Origin of the sequence: Paenibacillus sp. MMO-177, from assembly GCF_037147795.1 — a bacterium.
Taxonomy (GTDB): domain Bacteria; phylum Bacillota; class Bacilli; order Paenibacillales; family Paenibacillaceae; genus Pristimantibacillus.
The window spans coordinates 222,590-241,394 of the sequence record NZ_JBBCUR010000004.1; the positions used below are offsets into that span (position 1 = coordinate 222,590).

13 protein-coding genes and 1 pseudogene are annotated in these 18,805 nt (G+C 53.8%); 3 read left to right on the forward strand and 11 right to left on the reverse strand.

Features of this window, described 5'->3' with window-relative positions; all coding sequences use genetic code 11:
- Positions 1–124: 124 nt before the first annotated feature.
- Positions 125–1,021 (reverse strand): LysR family transcriptional regulator, encoded by an 897-nt coding sequence (locus tag WFK81_RS16525; protein ID WP_336787500.1) that lies wholly within the window; start codon positions 1,019–1,021, stop codon positions 125–127.
- A gap of 126 nt (positions 1,022–1,147) precedes the next feature.
- Here WFK81_RS16525 and WFK81_RS16530 point away from each other — a divergent pair, with 126 nt between their 5' ends.
- Positions 1,148–2,197 (forward strand): YeiH family protein, encoded by a 1,050-nt coding sequence (locus WFK81_RS16530; protein WP_336787501.1) that lies wholly within the window; start codon positions 1,148–1,150, stop codon positions 2,195–2,197.
- Between the two features lie 44 nt (positions 2,198–2,241).
- Here the strand turns inward: WFK81_RS16530 and WFK81_RS16535 are convergent, their stop codons facing one another.
- The 5 genes from WFK81_RS16535 to WFK81_RS16555 all read right to left on the reverse strand — a co-directional run bounded on the left by WFK81_RS16535 (position 2,242) and on the right by WFK81_RS16555 (position 9,186).
- Positions 2,242–4,212 carry a translation factor GTPase family protein gene (locus WFK81_RS16535; RefSeq protein ID WP_336787502.1) on the reverse strand — a complete coding sequence of 657 codons (1,971 nt, stop codon included), beginning with the start codon at positions 4,210–4,212 and terminating at the stop codon, positions 2,242–2,244.
- Positions 4,213–4,347: 135 nt separating this feature from the next.
- Complete coding sequence (locus WFK81_RS16540) at positions 4,348–5,508, reverse strand: glycoside hydrolase family 172 protein (RefSeq protein WP_336787503.1); 1,161 nt, start codon at positions 5,506–5,508, stop codon at positions 4,348–4,350.
- 75 nt (positions 5,509–5,583) lie between these two features.
- A complete protein-coding gene (locus WFK81_RS16545; RefSeq protein ID WP_336787805.1) occupies positions 5,584–7,755 on the reverse strand; it encodes a bifunctional 2',3'-cyclic-nucleotide 2'-phosphodiesterase/3'-nucleotidase in 2,172 nt (723 codons plus the stop codon).
- A 337-nt stretch (positions 7,756–8,092) separates the two neighbouring features.
- The gene (map, locus tag WFK81_RS16550; protein WP_336787504.1) at positions 8,093–8,839 is read right to left on the reverse strand and encodes a type I methionyl aminopeptidase; all 747 of its coding nucleotides are present in this window, start codon (positions 8,837–8,839) and stop codon (positions 8,093–8,095) included.
- A 143-nt stretch (positions 8,840–8,982) separates the two neighbouring features.
- Positions 8,983–9,186 carry a hypothetical protein gene (locus WFK81_RS16555; RefSeq protein WP_015847482.1) on the reverse strand — a complete coding sequence of 68 codons (204 nt, stop codon included), beginning with the start codon at positions 9,184–9,186 and terminating at the stop codon, positions 8,983–8,985.
- A gap of 207 nt (positions 9,187–9,393) precedes the next feature.
- On the opposite strand from WFK81_RS16555, the gene WFK81_RS16560 reads away from it, so the two are divergent.
- The gene (locus WFK81_RS16560; protein ID WP_336787505.1) at positions 9,394–9,897 is read left to right on the forward strand and encodes a hypothetical protein; all 504 of its coding nucleotides are present in this window, start codon (positions 9,394–9,396) and stop codon (positions 9,895–9,897) included.
- A gap of 221 nt (positions 9,898–10,118) precedes the next feature.
- The gene (locus WFK81_RS16565) at positions 10,119–12,404 is read left to right on the forward strand and encodes an ATP-binding protein (protein ID WP_336787506.1); all 2,286 of its coding nucleotides are present in this window, start codon (positions 10,119–10,121) and stop codon (positions 12,402–12,404) included.
- On the opposite strand, the pseudogene WFK81_RS16570 reads toward WFK81_RS16565, so the two are convergent.
- From WFK81_RS16570 to WFK81_RS16590, 5 genes and pseudogenes are all read right to left on the reverse strand, one after another.
- Positions 12,376–13,253 (reverse strand): annotated as a pseudogene (locus tag WFK81_RS16570) (ABC transporter ATP-binding protein). The gene WFK81_RS16565 and the pseudogene WFK81_RS16570 sit on opposite strands and share 29 nt — an antisense overlap.
- Before the next feature lie 3 nt (positions 13,254–13,256).
- On the reverse strand, positions 13,257–16,109 hold the full coding sequence (locus WFK81_RS16575; RefSeq protein ID WP_336787507.1) for an ABC transporter permease: 2,853 nt from the start codon (positions 16,107–16,109) through the stop codon (positions 13,257–13,259).
- A gap of 31 nt (positions 16,110–16,140) precedes the next feature.
- Positions 16,141–17,163, reverse strand: a complete 1,023-nt coding sequence (locus WFK81_RS16580; RefSeq protein WP_336787508.1) for an efflux RND transporter periplasmic adaptor subunit — start codon at positions 17,161–17,163, stop codon at positions 16,141–16,143.
- Positions 17,141–17,866 carry an ABC transporter ATP-binding protein gene (locus tag WFK81_RS16585; RefSeq protein ID WP_336787509.1) on the reverse strand — a complete coding sequence of 242 codons (726 nt, stop codon included), beginning with the start codon at positions 17,864–17,866 and terminating at the stop codon, positions 17,141–17,143. Before WFK81_RS16585 ends, WFK81_RS16580 begins: the two co-directional genes overlap by 23 nt.
- Before the next feature lie 187 nt (positions 17,867–18,053).
- Positions 18,054–18,611, reverse strand: coding sequence for a CatB-related O-acetyltransferase (locus WFK81_RS16590; protein WP_336787806.1), 558 nt, complete (start codon positions 18,609–18,611; stop codon positions 18,054–18,056).
- Positions 18,612–18,805: the final 194 nt, after the last annotated feature.

Below are 18,805 nucleotides of genomic sequence, written 5' to 3' on the forward strand. Positions count from 1 at the left end.
GCCGCTCTGGTATATCGCCGCTAGATAGCGGCGGAGAAGGCTGCTACTAAAGAATAAGTCAGAATGAGTTTCAAACCGCAGGCTGTACACCCCGCAATCCCACGACGAGGCGTAAAGCCTTTCTTTAAGCCTGCTCCGGCCAGCCCTTTCGCTCCCGCAAAATCCCGATAAACACTTCTGCCGCCTTTGTATGCTGCCGATGCAACCCGGTTAATAGCGAGAAATCCCGTTCAACCGGCCTGCCGCCAACGGTCAGCTTGCTAATGGTGCCAAGCGTTATCTCTTTGCGCACCGCCCAATGGGACAATAACGAGATGCCAAGACCGGCTTCTACGGACTCCTTAATAATCTGCGTGCTGCCAAATACCATGCGGTTCTCCGGATTCAACCCCTGCTCGAGGAACATCCGCTCGGTCACCTCCCGTGTCCCAGAGCCCTCTTCCCTGACGATCCAAGTTTCCTGCTGGAGCCTTCCGGCAGCAATATCGTAAGCCGCAGCAAAAGGATGGGACGATGCCGTTACCACGTACATCCGATCCTTGGCCAAAGACTCTGCATACAGCTTTCCATGCTCCGGCTCGCCTTCGACAATGCCGATATCCAGCTGCCCTTCGGAAACTAGCGAGCTGATTTCCTTTGTGTTGCCGATTGTAATGGTCGGCTTAATGAGCGGGTAGTGCAGCTTCAAATAAGCGATGGCATGAGGCAGCACGTATTCCCCAAACGTATAGCTGGCGCCAATCGACAGCAAACCGCTGGCGTTATGCATTAGATCGTCCACCAGCCGCTGCATGCGGCTATACAACCCCTCTATTTCTTTTCCATGCTTATACACAATCTCCCCTGCTTTGCTTAACCGGACATGCTTGTTGCTGCGGTCGAGCAGTTTGGTTCCGATGTTGTTCTCCAGCGCTTGAATATGCTGGCTGACGGCCGGCTGGGTCATATGCAGCGCCTCTGCGGCACGCGTAAAATTACGCATCTCCGCAACCGTCATAAAGACAAGCAACGACTGGTCCACGCTTCCAATCAACCTCCATCATAAGTAATTTATTATTATAACAATTATAACTATTTATTTTTCTTATCGTAAAGATCTGGTTAAACTAAACTCATCAACCAACAATAAACGTCGAGGTGACGACAGATGAGTACGTTAACCCATTTTACCTTTACTCCTAAAAATAAACGTTTCCTCCAGCAGTTGAATTGGCTGTGCGGCCTGCTGCTGACAGCCGCGGTTGCAACAGCCGCCTATGAGCTTGCCCGCCTGCCGGGACTTGATCGTATCGGTCAGATGGCCCTGGCGCTGACAGGCACTATTATCGCCCGTCAATTTCTAGGTTATCCGGAGAGACTCCGGTCGGGTATTCAATTCGCATCAAAGCATCTCCTGCGGCTCGCTATTGTTTTATGCGGACTGCGGCTGAATATCAGCCTGCTTCTCCACCAAGGTCCGGCTCTCCTGCTGCAAGGTGCCATTACGATCATTCTTGCCGTAGGGATGACCCTTGGCATCGCACGTCTGCTGAAGGCCGATGCTCCGCTGTCCCTGCTCCTTGGCATCGGCACCGGCATATGCGGAGCGGCGGCTATCGGTGCCGTATCCCCCATTGTGAAAGCCCGGGATGAAGACACCGCGGTCAGCGCCGGTCTGATCGCCTTGATCGGCACGGCCGCTGCAATCATCTATACCATTCTACAGCCGCTGCTGCCGCTTACTGCCGGGCAATACGGGATTTGGAGCGGTCTTACGCTCCATGAGATCGCCCACGTGCCTCTGGCAGCCGCCGCAGCAGGACAGGACGCCGTTAACGCCGGTCTTCTCGCGAAGCTGAGCCGGGTGCTGCTGCTCGTACCGGTCAGCTTTATTCTGATGCTGATCATGAAACGCAAGGACAAAGGAAATAACGCCTCCGGAACAACCATTGCCTTCCCGTGGTTCCTGCTTGGCTTTGGGGCCATGAGCCTCTTCGGAAGCCTAACGCCCGGCACGCCGCTTGAGCTGCCGGCCCCTGTAACCGATCAGCTGCTGAAAGCCCCGTCCTTCCTGCTTGCGATGGCTATGGTTGGCCTTGGCCTGAACGTGGATTTACGCGCCCTGAAAGACAAAGCGCTGCGCCCGCTTGCCGCGATGGCAGCCGCTACCGTGCTGCTCTCGATTGCGACTTACCTGCTTGTCTACTATGTTTATTGAAAAAGAAGCTGGCCGTCCCCTTTTACGGGAGCGGCCAGCTTCTCTTATCCTTGCAGCGCCTTGCGGACGCTTAATATATATTTGGATTGGTCAAGCGGATTCACGCCGCGGCGCGTCCGTTCCGCCCATACATCCGGCGGGCATTCCTCGTACCCGGCGAAGAAGGTCGCCATCGTGCCGCGCCCCTTCGTGAGCGAGTTCAGCTCCATCGCGTATTCGAGCGACGTTGCCGCCGGCACGCGCCCTTCAATAAGAAGCCGGTCGCCTTGCAATGTCGGCGCCTCAAACGTGCCCCGCATGAGGACAATATCATTCATGACGCGGCCTCCGTTCTCCTCCGGTACAACCATTCGGAATTGGAGCACCGGCTCAAGCAGCTTCGTGCCCACCGAATCGAGTCCGTTCATGATGGCCATTGGCGTGGCCACGACAAAATCAAGCGGATGAGTATGCCACACATGGTGCTGGCCTTCGATTAGCGTAACCTTCAGGTCAACAACCTCCCAGCCCTTCAGCCCCTGCTGCAGCGCCTCCGGCACGCGTCTTGCCACCTCGTTCTGGTATTGCGGAAGCAACTCCTCCGAACGGACAAAAGCTTCGTATTGCAGACCGCTCCCGCGCTCACCGGGCTCGATGCGGAACCGGAGAATTGCCCAGCACGGCTTCGGCATCAGGTAGGCGATATAGCCTTCGCCCGGCTGGCTTGGCGTCTCCTTGTAGATGATCGACGGCTGGCCGAAGCCCACCTGCAGACCATACCTGTTCTCCAGCACGCTTGTCAGAATCTCAAGCTGGATCGGACCCATCACCTTCACGTGCAGCTCGCGCTCGTCCTGCAGCCACTGCACGTCCAGCAGCGGATCCTCGTCCGACAGCTCTTGAAGCGCCGCCACAACGGCGGGATATTGCTGCTGATCGGCCCAATGCGCCTGTACCGTAAGCAGCGGCACCGCAAGCCGGACCTCCTCCGGCACGGCATCGGGAACGCCGATAATATCGCCGATCCTCACATGCGACATGCCGCATACGGCCGCGATATCGCCTGCTTCAAGCATGCCGAGGTCTTCCGAGCGGCTGCCCTCCACCTTGCGGATTTGCGTGACCTTTTCCTCGATATTTTGCGTATAATTCCGGATCACGTTCCGGTTGCGCATCGTCCCTTCGTACAGCCGGACAAACGCCATGCGCCCCATCGTCTTGTCGCGTTCAATCTTGAACACAATGCCCGACAGCGGCGCATCCCGATTCCCGTCTGGTTCGGGCAAATAATCGATGACGGCATCCATCAGCTCGCTTATGCCAATTCCTCTGCTCGACGCGCCGTACAACACCGGGAACAGCTCCGCCCGCTTCGTCATCCCGGAAGCATGGCTTTTCCAATCCTCGGCATCGCCGCTTATATATTGCTGAAGCAGCTCCTCATTACGTTCCGCAACCGCTTCCACTAGTGCGGTTCTTGCTTCCTCGTCGGAATCCGCCCCCCACAAATCCGCAGAGCCCGCGAACTGCTGCTCGCTTCCGATCGGATGCTGCACCTCTATGAAATCCGGCGTCAGATAGCTGCGGATATCCCGCAATACCGCTTCACGGTCAGCGCCGATCCGGTCCATTTTATTGATATAAATAATCGTTGGAATACCCAGCTTGCGCAGCGCGCTCCAGATCATTTCCGTCTGCGCCTGCACGCCTTCAACCGCGGATAGGATCAGCACGGCGCCGTCCATCACCCGCAGCGAACGCTCGACCTCCGACAGGAAATCGACATGCCCCGGCGTATCCACGAGATTAATCGTTGTATCCCGCCATACGAAGGATGTCGTTGCCGCCCGTACCGAGATGCCCCGCTCCTTCTCCACATCCAGCCAATCCGTTATTGCCGTTCCCGCATCTACGCTTCCAAGCGCACGCGTCCGTCCGCTGACGAACAGCATATGCTCGGTTGTTGTTGTCTTCCCCGCGTCCACATGCGCGAAGATGCCTACATTGCGCCGTCCGGCGCTGCTTGTGCCTGCCATCGCTCCGGTTCTCCCATTCTTGCCGCATGTCACGGCATGCTGTACCTGCTTCTTCCTACAGACTAACGCAACCTGAACGGATGGACAATACCAAAAAAACAGCCCATCCCCGGATGAGCTGTTCCTTTATAAAAATTAAAATGTCCGGTAGAACCGTCTCGCGCTTTCCTTCTCGGCAATCGGCAGGCGAAGCTCTACGGGCAGCATCTCCGGAAAAGCCTTATGCGGCTCGCGCTGATACCAATACGCAACGGACGAATAGTCATTGGCCTGACAGTTGGCATGCCCGTGTTCGATGCTGAATCGGATGGATTTTCTGAAAATAATCGGATCGGTTATATGATAGCGGTATTGCGTCATTTTGCCGGAATAATCGTTAAACGAAATCGTATTGCTCTCCTTCCACGCATCGCCATTCTCCCGAATCGGAGCGTATAGCGACAATCCGTGGTAAGGCGCGTAGTATTGACCGGACGGATAACCCCAAGCGGCGCAGAAATAATCCTCCGTTCCCGTGCCATGCAGGCGCGGCGGCCACGGCTCGCCGTCAATGAAGAACATGTCATCCCCTTCGCCCGGCCAGCTGAAGCCCGGAACGGGGTTGATGTGATCAATGCTCAGGTTGCAGCCTACGTAATGGCCTTCGCCTTCGGCATCCAGCAGGACGTAGTTCTCGTCGCCCGTCAGATTCTTCATCTCGCTCACCTTATCGTCTTGCGCGTAATTCGGCTTATGCTGCCGATCCTGCTCCGCTTTAAGCTGGTCAAGATCCGCCGTACCCTTGGTCTGATTCTCCCTTCTCCATGAGGCATGGAAATAGAAGCTGTCCTCGGACACCAGCTGCTTCACGTAGTCCACATAGAAGTAAAGCACCATATCGTTCTCGCATTCGTTGACGATCTGGATCCGGGCGCTTTGGCGGAAGGGCATTTCGAAGAAGCAGTTCATGGCCGCTTTATTCTCCACCACGCCTTGGGTTGTAATCATGTTAAGCGGCATGGACACATAGTGGCTGGCCACGCCATGCCCAACCCCAAAGAAATCGCCGACGGGGGAATCCACGCTAGGCTCGGCTTCTCCGTCCCAATACATACGGATCAGCACTTTGCGGAAGGCGTATTTGTCCCTGGCCCCAATCGTCATCCAAATATGCTTGATAATGCCGGAGCCTTCAATATCGGAGATAACCGCCGTCGTTCCGGCTTTAATCTCCAGAAAATCCCGATTGCCGCCGGTTCTGTCCCAACTGGAATCCCGATGGGAAGTCCCTTCCTTGCGCAAATACAATTCGTGCATCATAACCGCTCCTTTTAAGCAGATAAAAGAAAGATGACTCCCGAACATATTCGGGAGTCATCTTGATTTCACCTCTTATTTGCCTGTTGGTATAAGAAGCTTTTGGCCAACGTAAATCCGATTCGGATTTTTCAGCTTATTGTATTTCGCAAGCTGCTGCCAGGTTGTGCCGTATTTACGGGCAATCGCCCATAACGTATCGCCCTTCTTCACCGTGTAGACGATATCGGCAGGAGCCTCGGGCTTCGGATCGGGTTTTGGCTCCGGCTTTGCGGGCGGTTCCGGCTTCACCGGCGGTTTCGGATCAGGCTTAGCCGGCGGCTCGGGAACCGTTGTTGCCGGAGCCGCAAAGCTCAGCTTGAACTCCGAATAGCCGTCTTCCGTTGGACCTACGTAAGAAAGCGATTTGACCGTTTCCGCCGCGGCTTTCGCATCCGGCGAGGTCTTAAAGGCAACATTCACCTTGTCATTAATCGGCGCAAGCGACCAGTTGCCGTCGGCTGTCGGGTTAATGGTTTTGAACGAGCGAATATAATCAATAATGACTTGGCGGTTCTCGTCCGGCGAAGCCAATATAATCCGCTTGCCGTCCGGATTCGCGAATTTGCTCGACGAAGCGCGGTAGTTGTTTGAGGCAACAACGAATTTTTTCGCCGGATCGATGGCTTTCCCCTCGTATTTCAGATTCACAATCCGGCTGGACTTCGTGTTTAATACCGTACCGTCAGCTTTGTATTTCGCGGGCTTCGACACATCGATCTGGTACGTCACCCCGTCAATCACGTCAAAGTTATAAGTAGGGAAGTCATAGTTGATCAGCTCCTGCTTCTCGGTCGAAGCCGGGTCAATCGTATTGAACTGGCCTGCCGACCATTCCAGCCATTCCTTCAGCTCCGCTCCGGTTACAAGTACGGCATTCACCGTGTTGGAATACAAGTACAGATCGGCTACGTTCTTAATCGCGATGCTGCCCGCGGGAATGTTGGTGTAATAAGCGGGACCTTGCCGACCGCCCGCCTTAAACGGCGCTCCCGCCGACAAGACGGGAATCCCTTCGTAATCGGTCCCCTGAAGCTGCTTCTCCACGTACCATTTCTGCGCATTGGTCACGATCTGAATGGACGGGTCATCCTGCACCAGCGCAAAAAAGCTGTTAATCGGCGCTGTGGTTGTGCCAACCGGCCCGCGCACGTAATCGAGCGTATGCTGATGATCCTCGGCTACCGCATCCAGAACCTCCTGATCCGCGTCAACGAGCGGCTTCTTGTTCACCGTATCGAAGATCGGCTTCACCGATGTCTTCGAATCCGCAACGGTCCATTTGCCGTCCGCAAGCTGCAGCGTCAGGTCAATAATGCCAAGGTTATTTCCCCAGAAGCCCGGCTCTACGGCCGGCACCCCGTTAATTGTCCCTTTTGTCAGGTCGACGCCGGTCTTCCCTTCGAACGATTTGTCCGGAAACACCTTATGCGCATGACCGAACAGAATCGCGTTAATATCCTTCACCTTGCTTAAGTAGAGCACCGAGTTTTCCATTTGCTCGGTCTGCGGAATATCCTCGAAGCCGGAATGCGGAATCGCGATAATAATATCGGCGCCTTTGGCTTTCATCTCCGCAACGAATTTCTCGGCGGTCTTCACGATATCCTTCGTGATAACCTTGCCTTCCAGCTTGGCTTTATCCCACTGCACAATCTGCGGCGGCACAAAACCAATGACGCCAACCTTCAGCTTATGAACGGCGCCGGTATTGTCCTTCACTTCCTTGTCGAGTATGAGATAAGGGGTAAAATAGTTCTTGTCGTTCGTCTCGTCTTTATCGCCGTCATCGATATATACATTCGCATTTACGTAAGGAAAGTCCGCTCCTCCGAGCGACGTCTTCAGGAAATCAAGCCCATAATTGAATTCATGGTTCCCGATGTTCCCCGCATCATAGTCCAGCAGGTTAAGAGCCTTGTAGACCGGATGGGTTTCTCCCTGCTGCAGAGGATCAACCGTGGCTACATAATCGCCAAGCGGGTTGCCTTGAATCAAGTCCCCGTTATCGAACAGGAGGCTGTTCGCCGCTTCCTCCCGGGCCTTCTTGATCAAGGTTGCCGTCTTGGCAAAACCGTACTCGTCGGTAGGCTTGTCCGCGAAATAATCATAGTTCACCATGTTCACGTGCAGGTCGGTGGTCTCCATAATCCGCAGCTGAACCGTCGTTCCGCTGCCTGCCGCGGACGTTGCCGCGGAGAACGGCATCACCGTTAAGCCCGCTGCCACAACGGCCGAGAGCGTCCATTTCCATGTTGGTTTATTTGACTTCACCAAAACAAAATCCTCCCTATCTATCCCTATTTGTCGATACTCACCTTACGCAGAGATGTAACAACAGGATGACGGCGGCATCATTTTCCTCATTTTAGGGGAAGTAATCTGAATTGTCACGCAATTATTTTGTAATTTTATTACTAATTATGTAAGGTTTTCTTTCGTTCAGGAGGGGTCATGAACAGATGTAAAATAAACGCAAAAAAGAGGATACCGGCTGAAGGCGTTAGCCCATCAACCCATATCCCCTTTTTCGCATGCTTCCCGTTTATTGCTCGGTCAGAATAACCGGACCATTCGCCGTAATCGCAATCGTATGCTCGTACTGGGCGGACAGCTTGCCGTCTCTTGTACGCGCCGTCCAGCCGTCTGCATCGATCTTCATTTGGTAGGTGCCCACATTCAGCATCGGCTCAATGGTGAAGACCATCCCTTCCTTAATCCTCGGACCTTTGTTTGGCGGCCCGTAATGCGGCACCTGCGGATCCTCGTGCATCTCTTGGCCGATGCCGTGACCGATGAAATCGCGGACAACCGAGAAGCCTTCCGCTTCGGCGTAAGCCTGGATCGCATGGGATACGTCCCCGATCCGGTTGCCGGCAACGGCCTTCTCGATCCCTTTATAAAGCGACTCCTTGGTCACGCGCAATAAGCGGTCCGCTTCCTCGGAGACATTGCCTACCGGATAGGACCATGCGGAGTCTGCCAGCCAGCCGTTCAGGTTAACGACCATATCGATCGTTACGATGTCGCCGTCCCTCAGCTTCTCCTTCTTCGGAAAACCGTGGCAGATGACATCGTTTACCGAAGCGCAGGTTGCGTACTGGTAGCCTTTATAGCCCTTCTGCTCCGGTGTCGCGCCGTATTGCTTCATCAGCTTCTCGGCGAATTGATCAATCTCGTGGGTCGTAATGCCCGGTGCGATTAACTTCGCGATTTGTCTATGGATTTCGGCCAAAATTTTGCCGGCTTCATGCATGCGGTTGATTTCCGCTTCCGTCTTAATAATAATCATGTGTGCTTCTCCCTTATTTGGTGTTCAATAATGAGCATACCAAAGCGACAAGCTTACATGCAAATACTATCCTATATGAAATAATCCCCTCCGTGTCCGGAGGGGATTATCGATAACCGTTATATTTTATAAAATGACCGTAATCATTGTTCTTCTGCTTCGTCATCGGATGCTTCTTCAGCATCAGTCTCTTCTTCTTCGGAAACAGCAGCCTCTTCTTCGGCTACCGCCGCTTCTTCTTCAGCTGCTTCAACCGCCTCTTCTTCGGCAGCCGCTACAACCTCTTCAGCGATTTCTTCAACAGCTTCTTCAGCTGCTGCTTGAACAACCTCTTCTTCATGGCTCATCGTAATCACCTCCTATTCATTTATACTCTAATTGTAACGCTTTCATAGAATCCCACAAGAGGTGTAAAATGTCGTAAACTGTGAGATTATGACTAATGCGACGAATTTTTTACAGGACTGGACTTTAGTCGGGTTCCGGTTGTGACCTAAAGAATGAGGACTTCTAAATACCCGCATGATATGCTGTACCTAAAGGAGATGAGCGCAATGAATAAAAGGACCATTCTTGGCCCTGTATTTATTCTTCTCGGAGCATACTTACTGTTGAATAAGGGAATGCATTTCGGCCCGGGGAATCTGTTTGGCTACTTCTGGCCGAGCTTGTTCGTAATCCCGCTTGGTTTGTTCTTCCACTGGCTGTATTTCTCCGTGACGGGGAGAAAAGGCATCGGGGTACTGATCCCGGGCGGTATCCTGCTGGTGTCCGGCGTAACATCGCAGATCGCGATGCTGTTCCATAACTGGGTGTACATGTGGCCCGGCTTTATTATCGCGGTCGCGGCCGGCCTCTTCGAATTCTACTGGTTCGGCAACCGCAACAAGTGGCTGCTGATTCCGATCAACATCCTGCTCGTGCTGGGATTGTTGTTCTTCGCCGTGTTCTCGCTTGGAACATTCCTCAATCAAGTAGAGGTTGTACGTCCGTTCCTCGCTATCGCGCTGATCATTGTAGGAGCAGCCGCCCTGGTTATGCGCCGCAGAGAGCATTAATCCGTAATACGCGTCAACGCAGATGGAGCAGCCCCAAGTTGGAGGCTGCTCCTTTGTTTAACCTGCTTCAAGCCCGTGACCGCTTATCGCGCCGCTTACCCTTACAAAATTAATCGTTTTTTTCGACACAATCCGCTATGTTCCTGCTCTGCTAACTGCGATATACTAGATTCCATATGTAAAATAATTCTATAGCTGTGCACCTTCAGGAGGAATACCGTTTGTCTATCAAGACCAAGCTGGCCTGGTTCATATCGCTTACCGTCACTGTCATCCTAAGCCTAAACTTATCGATTTACTACTTCTCCACCTCTTCCCAGCTGCAAAGGGACGCCGAGCAGCAAATGGTGGGCATTGCCAAGCAAATTGGCGAAACCCTTGACGCTGCGCAAAAGTCAAAGCAACTGATCGAAGACTCGGTGGGCGAGAAGCTTCGGATCGCCTCCATCTCCGCGCAAAATAAGCTGGATCCCGATATTGCCAATATCAGCAACGATCAGCTGGTGAAGTTAAGCCAAGAGCTGGGCGTGGATTATATTACGCTCTGGGCGAAGGACGGGGATGACATAACCGTGCAAAAATCTTCCAACCCAAAGGCAATCGGAGCAAGCTCCAAAGCATTGGGCTATTGGTATACCGCCTTCAACCAGCTGTTTGAAATGCGCCAGGTTATCATTCCTCAGGGGCAGAAGCTGAACCATTTCTGGTCTCCGCCGATTACGATCATTCCTTCCGATTTGAATGACGTCAACAAATTGGGCTTTTATTATAATGACAAAACCAACTACCTGATTAATCCCATTGTTCATGCCGGGGCATTTTTCAATCTGGAGAACCTGAAGAGCAGCGATGCCATTGCACAGCAGATTATTGCGGATAACCCTTCCATTCTAGAAATTTCCGGGTTCAGCCCGGCTTATTATAAAGATCCCCAAATGGTTTCCTTGAAGGAAAAGGTACCGCCGTACAAGCTGGACAACCAGAGCATGATATTCGGGCGGTACAACTATGTCGACGGTAATGATTATACGAATCTGATGAAAGCCGATCAGACCGGAAGCATTGTTACAACCAAAACAAAGATTCATGGCCATAAAGTTCTGAAGAGCTTTATCCCGATGTCAGGGACTAGCAATTCCGTCATTGTCGTAAATATCAACTACGCGGCTATTAAGGAACCTTTATATCATCAGCTTCTTATCCAAATTCTGATCTCGCTCGGCCTGATTGGCGCCGCCATTGCCTGCAGTTCCTTTATTGCCGGATTTATGATCCGGACGTTACAGATGATTATGCAGCGGGTCCACGATATTTCTCGCGGCAACTTCGGCGAACAGATTGTCCTCGACAGCGATAACGAGTTCGGAGCGCTAGCTTCGCAGGTTAACTCCATGAGCTATAATCTGCACAGCTACCAAACGCAGCTCACCGCCGCGTCCAAGGAGCTGCTCCATACAAAGCAGTACCTAGAATCCTTCGTCAATAACACCTCCGACGCCATTCATGTCGTTGACCTTGAAGGCAGAACCCTAGATGCGAATAAAGCCTTCGAGACCATGTTCGGCTGGACGCTGGCAGAGGCTGTCGGACAACAACTTCAGATGTTTACGCCGGAGATTCTAGCCGAGCTTGGAGAAAAGGGAAAAATCATTCTGAGCGGCGGACAGGTAACCGACTACGAAACCGTTCTGACCCGCAAAGACGGGACTCCGGTTGAAGTGAGCATTACGTTGTCCGGGATTAGGGACGAACGGGGATATTTCGTTGCTTATGCTTCCATCGTGAGAGATATTGCCGAGCGTAAACGGACGGAGGAAATATTGCGCCGGTCGGAGAAGCTGTCGGTTGTCGGGCAGCTTGCGGCGGGAGTCGCCCATGAAGTCCGCAATCCCCTTACCACCCTGCGCGGCTTTGTTCAGTTGATGCAGAAGGACAGCAGGCTGGACAGGTCCTACTTGAATATTATGCTTTCCGAGCTCGATCGGATTAACCTTATCGTGAGCGAATTCCTGGTATTCGCAAAGCCGCAGGCTGACCGTTATCGGGAAGCGGACCTGTACGCGATCATGAACGATATTATCGTCCTTCTGGACTCCGAGGCCAATATTCATAATGTTCAGATGATCGCCTCTCTTGAGCCCGGCATCCCGCCGCTTCGGTGCGAGTCCAACCAGCTTAAGCAGGTGCTTGTGAATGTGATGAAGAACGGCATGGAAGCCATGCCTGACGGCGGCGAGCTGACGCTCGAGCTTGCGCGGGAATCCGAGCAGAACATTCTGATCCGGATCAAGGATCAGGGGGTCGGTATCCCCGAAGAGGATCTCGCGCGGCTTGGCGAGCCCTTTTTCACGCGAAAGGCCGAGGGCAACGGCCTCGGCCTTATGATCAGCCAGCAAATTATCCAGCATCATAAAGGAAATATTCAGTACAGCAGCAAGCCCGGAGAAGGGACCTGCGTGGAAATCCGCATCCCCCTTGTCAGCCCTCCTCCGGCGGAGACAGCATAATTCTGCCGTTCTCCAGCTGTACCCGCGCCTTGCGGTGATCCTTGAATCCGGCCGCCTCCAAATAGCCTTGCGGCACTTGGAGGCGGCCTGCTTTGTCCAGCACCGCATACTCGACATGGGATTCCCTCTCCGCCTCGTCCTCTGCCAGTTCGGCAAGCTCCTCCATATAAGATTTCCGGCGAAGCATCTCCGACGAAATTTTGCCGTCCCGGATCGCAACCACGCGGTCAACCTTGCGGGCCAGCTCCGGATCATGGGTAACGATAACGACCGTAAGCCCAAGCTACGGTTTAGCGTACGGAATAACTCCAGAATTTGCGCCGCCATCTTGGTATCGACCGAGCCGGTTGGTTCATCGGCCAGCAGCAGCCGCGGATGATTGGCCAGCGCGATGGCGATCGCCACCCGCTGCTGCTCCCCGCCGGACAGCTGCTGCAGTTTATGATGGGCACGGTGGGACAGACCCACCGCCTCGAGCAGCTCGCGCGCCCGCTGCTGCTTGCGGCGGCCGTTCAGCAGAATCGGCAGCTCGACGTTTTGCTGCGCGGTCAGATAAGGAATCAGGTTTCTGGCGTTGTTTTGCCAGACGAAGCCTACGCTTTCCCGCTTGTATTTCACGAAATCCCGTTCCTTGAACTTCATCAGATCCTTGCCGTCCACCGTCAGACTGCCCGCCGTCGGGCGGTCAAGTCCGCCCAGCATATTCAGGAGCGTGGATTTGCCGCTGCCGCTGTTGCCGATAATCGCCATCAGCTCTCCGGCCTCCACATGGAGGTCAAGGCCTTGAAGCGCAAATACTTCCAGCTCGTTTGCCTTGTAGATTTTGACCAAACCTTCGCAATGTATCAACGGTTAATCCTCCCCCAGCTTAATCGCCTGATGGATTTTGAGGCGCGAGAGCATGTAGCCCAGAATAATAAGGCCGATCAGTATGGTAGATCCGACGAAGATGTAGATCCGGATCGAGTCAATCGGATCAACCATCACTTTAAACGGCGGTACCAGCTGCTTCGCGTCAAAGGCATTCTGGAACAGAGGAACAAACAAACGGCTTGCCGTGAGCCCCGTGACCAGGCCGATTACAATCGCGGCCCCGGAGGTCAGCAGCTGTTCGACAGTCAGCATTCCGATTAATTGGCGCAAGGACAAGCCCATCGCCCGCATAATCCCGTTTTGCAGCATCCGACCGCGCAGCACCAGCGTCCAATAGAGCAGGAAACCGGCAAAGCTAATGACAAGCGAGATAATGAAACCAAGCGTTAAAGTGCCGTTAACCGCCATCAGGAACGGATCGGATTTAGCCTTTGTCAGCTTGCTCTTCATATCGGTTATATCAACAATGCCCAGCTTCTTGTCTTCGATATCCCGGTACAAATCGTTCACGCTTGCACCCGGCTTCATCTTCAGCCATACCTGGTAAGGCTCAAGCGACAAATAAGTCTGAATCTGCAGGCGGCTTCCCACAATGAGCTTTGGTGCCGGCGTCTCGGCATCCCGCGGGTTCGGATTAAAGGTCGGGAAATAATCCACCACCGCATAGACGACAAACGGCTGCATATCGATGCCATCCCAACCAACCCAGATTGTATCTCCGGCCTTCAGCTTATTCTCGTCGGCCAAGGTTTTCGAGATCAGCACCGCATTAGGCGCTGCAGCCATCAGGTTTAAATAATCATAGAACGGATAATCCAGCAATCCGTCGCGGAACCAGGCCGTCTGACCGAATTCGTCCGTGTCGATCCCGATCAGCTTGGCGAAGCCGGAGCCTTCTTCGGTGCTGTAGGATGCATTGTCGTGAATCAGTACCTTTGCCGTGCTCTCCACGCCGGCAAGCTTGGTATAAGGCTCGAAAGGCGGCTCCGAATAGTGAATGACCGGCTTCGTCAGCGTAATGGCTGCCTGTTGCTGCTGCTGCGGCGGCCCTCCGCCCGGATTTTCCGGCGGCTTGTCGTTTGGCCAATTCGCCTGAAGGACAACGTCCGCCCCGCTCGCGTAGCGGATCCGGTCTTCGCCGTTATGATTGATGGTTCGGGCGGCGCTTGCGCTAAACATGCCGGTGGCGATCGTCATCATCAGGAATACCATCAAGAACTGGTAGCCGGCGCTCGAACGTCCAACCTGAATGAGCGTCGCATACATCGAAGGCGGCCACCATTTGCGACCGATCCAATAGATTAATCTTAAGAAATAAGGATATACCCTTAACAGCAGCATGCCTCCGCCCAAAATAAACAAGGCAGGCACCGCGAACTGCAGCGGATCGATATGCAGCGCTTCATTGTCGAGGCCAAGCGTTTGCAGCGTCTTCATCCGCTCATGGAAGACCCGAAGACCGTACAGGGACACGGCAAGGGCGATTACATCAAGGAACAGCTTATGCCAAAACGGCGTCTGCCGCATGCGGGCCAGCTGCTGCTTATGCCCGACAATCGTGGTTTTGGTCGCGAAGATGACCGGCACAAGCATAACGATCAAGGCGGTAACCGCCGCAGCCGCAGCGTACAAATAGACCTCGCCGTTCAGATGGACGCGGATGCCGGAGCGCTGAACGAAGGACATAAAGCCGTTCGAGGAGCCCAGCACCTTGGTCAAGAACATGCCAAGCGGCGGTCCTGCCGCAACCGCTACCGCGCCAAGCAGCGCATATTCCGCCAGATAGGACAGCATAATCTGCCAGCGGGCGGCACCGCGGCTGCGCAGAACGGCAATTTCGGTTTTCTGCCGGTTCGTAATCAGGTTCGATACCATAAAGACGTACAGGCCAAGCATCGCGAGTACGGGCACGTTAAGCGACCACATCAGAATGCGCAAATTATCCGAGCTTTTGAAGTAACGGTCGATGACATCGACATACTGCGCTTCCAGCGTGTAATGATAGTTCGCTTTCACTTGCGCCTTCAAGGTTTCAGCCGCCTTCAAATACCCGTCAATATTGCGGAGCTCCAGATCCTGATACTTCGGCACGATATGCCAGGCGTTCGAATTGACAAGCAGGCGGTGCGTCTGAATAAATTCCTTATCCAGCACGTCGCTGTTCATGATAAGGGAGCTCGTGAATCCGCCCAGATCCGGGGACAGGAAGAAAAGATCATCGTCCTCTTTCTTCGTCATGACGCCAACGGGCTTCACCCGGACCTCGTTTTTATTGAGATCCTCGAAGACAAACACCGTACCGAGCACCGTGCGCAGCGTGTTCAGACCTTTTTCCGTCACGAGCACTTCGTATACGCCGTCGACCGGCTTATCCGCCGGCATCCGTCCGTCGATCAGCTTAATATGCTGCTCGAGGTCCTTAACGCTGGTCAAGCTCGTGCGGTATATCTTTTTCTTCTCGCCAGGAGGCGGAGCCTGGTCAAGACTAAGATCAAACGCGGACGTGTATAAATCAGAGGTCTTCTCGATCAGATCCACCGGGATCATCGGAAGCACTTTGCCCCTAATAAACTGCTCGTTCGCCTGCATCTGCTTAATGCGCTGCTCCGCGTTGTTCACGCCGATATACGTGTATTTCATATTCATCGTGCCCGGATAGGCGCTTAGCTGCGTGGCCTCCAGCTCCTTCACCAGCATGCGGGACAGAATGGCCTCCGTATAAGTCGGAATACTGGAGACTAGGCCGACTGTCAGGACAAGTCCGATCAGAAGGCTGAGCTCCAGCCATTTGTTTTGCGTCATTTTACGCACAATCATGGACAATAAAGCCACAGGAAAGCCTCCACTTCGCGAAAAAAATGAATTAGTTCAGAACGATCGTTTGGCCTTCCTTCAGCCCGCGGACGATTTCCACCTCCGTTGCCGATTGAATGCCTACCTCAACGTCGACTTCCCGCAATGCCTTTCCGTCCAGCACGCGGACAAAGGTACGTCCCAGATAGGAACGGAGTCCGCTCTTCGGAATAAGAATCACATTCTTATGCTCCGTGAGGACGATGGATACGTTCGCGCTTGAGCCGATCTCCGCCCCCTCCGGAAGCTTGCTGACATTCACGTAAAGCGTGCTGCTGTATTTGGATTTCAGATCGGGGTCGGTTGTCAGCGGAGCGGAAGACGGCGTCTGCACAACCTTGCCCGTCGATTCATAATTTTTGCCGGCGGTAATCACCGCATTCATGCCCACCTGGACTTCGCCGATGCTGCCGGCATCGGAAGAGCGATAAGAAAACCGCAGCTTTGTCGGGTCTGCCACCCGGACAAGCGTCTGGTACGGCTGTACGAAATCCCCTTCCGCCAGGTCCTCGACAAATATGACCTGGCCGTCCATGGTCGCCCGCAGCTTGCTCTGCTCGGCAGTCTGCACCAGCTTGTCCTGCTTCAGCTGTTCAATCTCCAGCTGCAGCTGGGCGATATGGATCTCCTGCGCATTGCCGCCCTGCTTCGCTTGCTTCAAGGCGTACTCGGCCCGCTCCGTCGCCAGCTTTTGCTCCAGCGTCTGCACATCCAGGCCGTCTACGACAAGCTCAGCCAGCAAGTCGCCTTTCTTCACCGTATCGCCGGAGGCAACGTACAGCTTCTTCAGCCGTCCGCCCTGCGACTTGAACTGGGCATATTCGCTTGCCGTAGATTCGAATACGCCGGAGCCTTTCACCTCACGGCGGATATCGCCCGTCTTCACCTCGTCAGTTGAATAATTCTGCTCCGCCGGCTTTACGAGCGGAGGCTTCAGGGGCTCCTCCTCGCTCGGAATAAGCGAGCAGCCCGCAAGCAAGGACAAGCTAACGATTAAGACAAAAGCTAAACTATAATTTCGCCGCTTCAACAATGGTTCCATCCTCCAATTCATAGACTTCATCCACAATTTCCATTATGGCCGGGTCATGCGTCGTCATGACGACCGTCATACCCTCTTCCCGTACCAGATTGCGCAGCACGCTTAAGATATGCAGCCCGGTCCGGCTGTCTAGCTCCGCCGTAGGCTCGTCGGCAAGGAGCAGCTTAGGCTTATGGGCAATCGCCCGGGCGATCGCCGTACGCTGCTGCTCGCCGCCGGACATCTCGAAGGGGCGGTGATGCATCCGTGGTTTCAGGCCAACGTAATCAAGCGCCTGCAGGGCCGCTTCCTTCCTTGCCGATGCCGGAACGCCAGCGATCCGCATGGCGAATTCCACGTTCTCGTAAGCCGACATAAGAGGAAATAACGCAAAGGATTGGAAGATCAGCCCCATCTGCGTTCTGCGGATATCCCCCCGCGCCTTGTCGGACAATCCGCTAAGCACGATGCCGTCGAAATCGACAGTCCCTTCCGTGGGGGAATCCAGAGCTCCAAGGAGATTAAGCAGCGTTGTTTTGCCGGAACCCGACCTCCCCTTCAAGGCAACCAAACGTCCGCGCGCAATCGATAGATTAACGCCCTGCAGGACAACCGCAGCGCTGGAACCGCGTCCAAACGTACGCTTCAGCCCATCCACCCGAAGCAAGGTCTGCTCTTCCGAGTAATCCCTGACATCGCGAGCAGAATCCGTCATTCTCCTCAACCCCTTTTTCTTCAGGCATCTTTATGCCATCCATTATGTAACCGCTGTCAAATTTCGTCGTTGCCTTGGATTTTACAGGAACTTACAGAAGGTGTAAATGCTATTTTTATATGAATAGTAGCAATTATCATAGAAGACTTAAAAAAGAGCACACCTCCCGGCATGCTCCTCTCTCCCCTTATTTGCCCAGTCTCGCGCAATGACGAAAGAACGGCTTTAAATTTGCCTGCTGGAGCAGCGGAACGGCCGCTTCGATCTGGTGCATCTCCCAGTCCCACCACTTCACCTGAAGCAGTCTCTCAATGACATCGGGCGGAAAACGGTACTTGATGACGCGGGCAGGATTCCCGCCAACGATCGCATAAGGAGGAACGTCCTTCGTCACCAGCGCATGCGTGCCTACAATCGCCCCGTGACCAATCGTAACGCCGGACAAAATCGTGGAGTAATGCCCGATCCACACGTCATTGCCGATCGTAACGTTGCCATTGGAATAAGCGCCCTCCGTAAAATATTGCGTCATATACGCGGTAAAAGGGAACGAGCTGATCCACTCGTAATGATGATTGCCTCCCAGAAATATCGTTGCTGTGTTCGACACCGAACAAAACTTGCCGATTGTCGCAATCGTATTCTCCGTCCATGAAAGCACGATTGGCGTCCCCATCGTAAACGGACCGATAAACAGCTTATTGTTAACTTGCCGAGGAGGCAGCGCCTCCAGAATCGTCTTCATATTACTCACTGCTCGATCATCCTCCGACCTATCAACTTGCCTCGCTTAGGAGCAGTATATTCATAGAGTACTTGCTCCGTACAGGCTACCGGGCAGGCAGCTGCGGATATATGGCGGTTGCCCGCATGCCTTGTTTCGGCTGGTTGGGATCAGTATGATGGGAATATCGGAATCGGTAAGAGAGGAAGGTATAT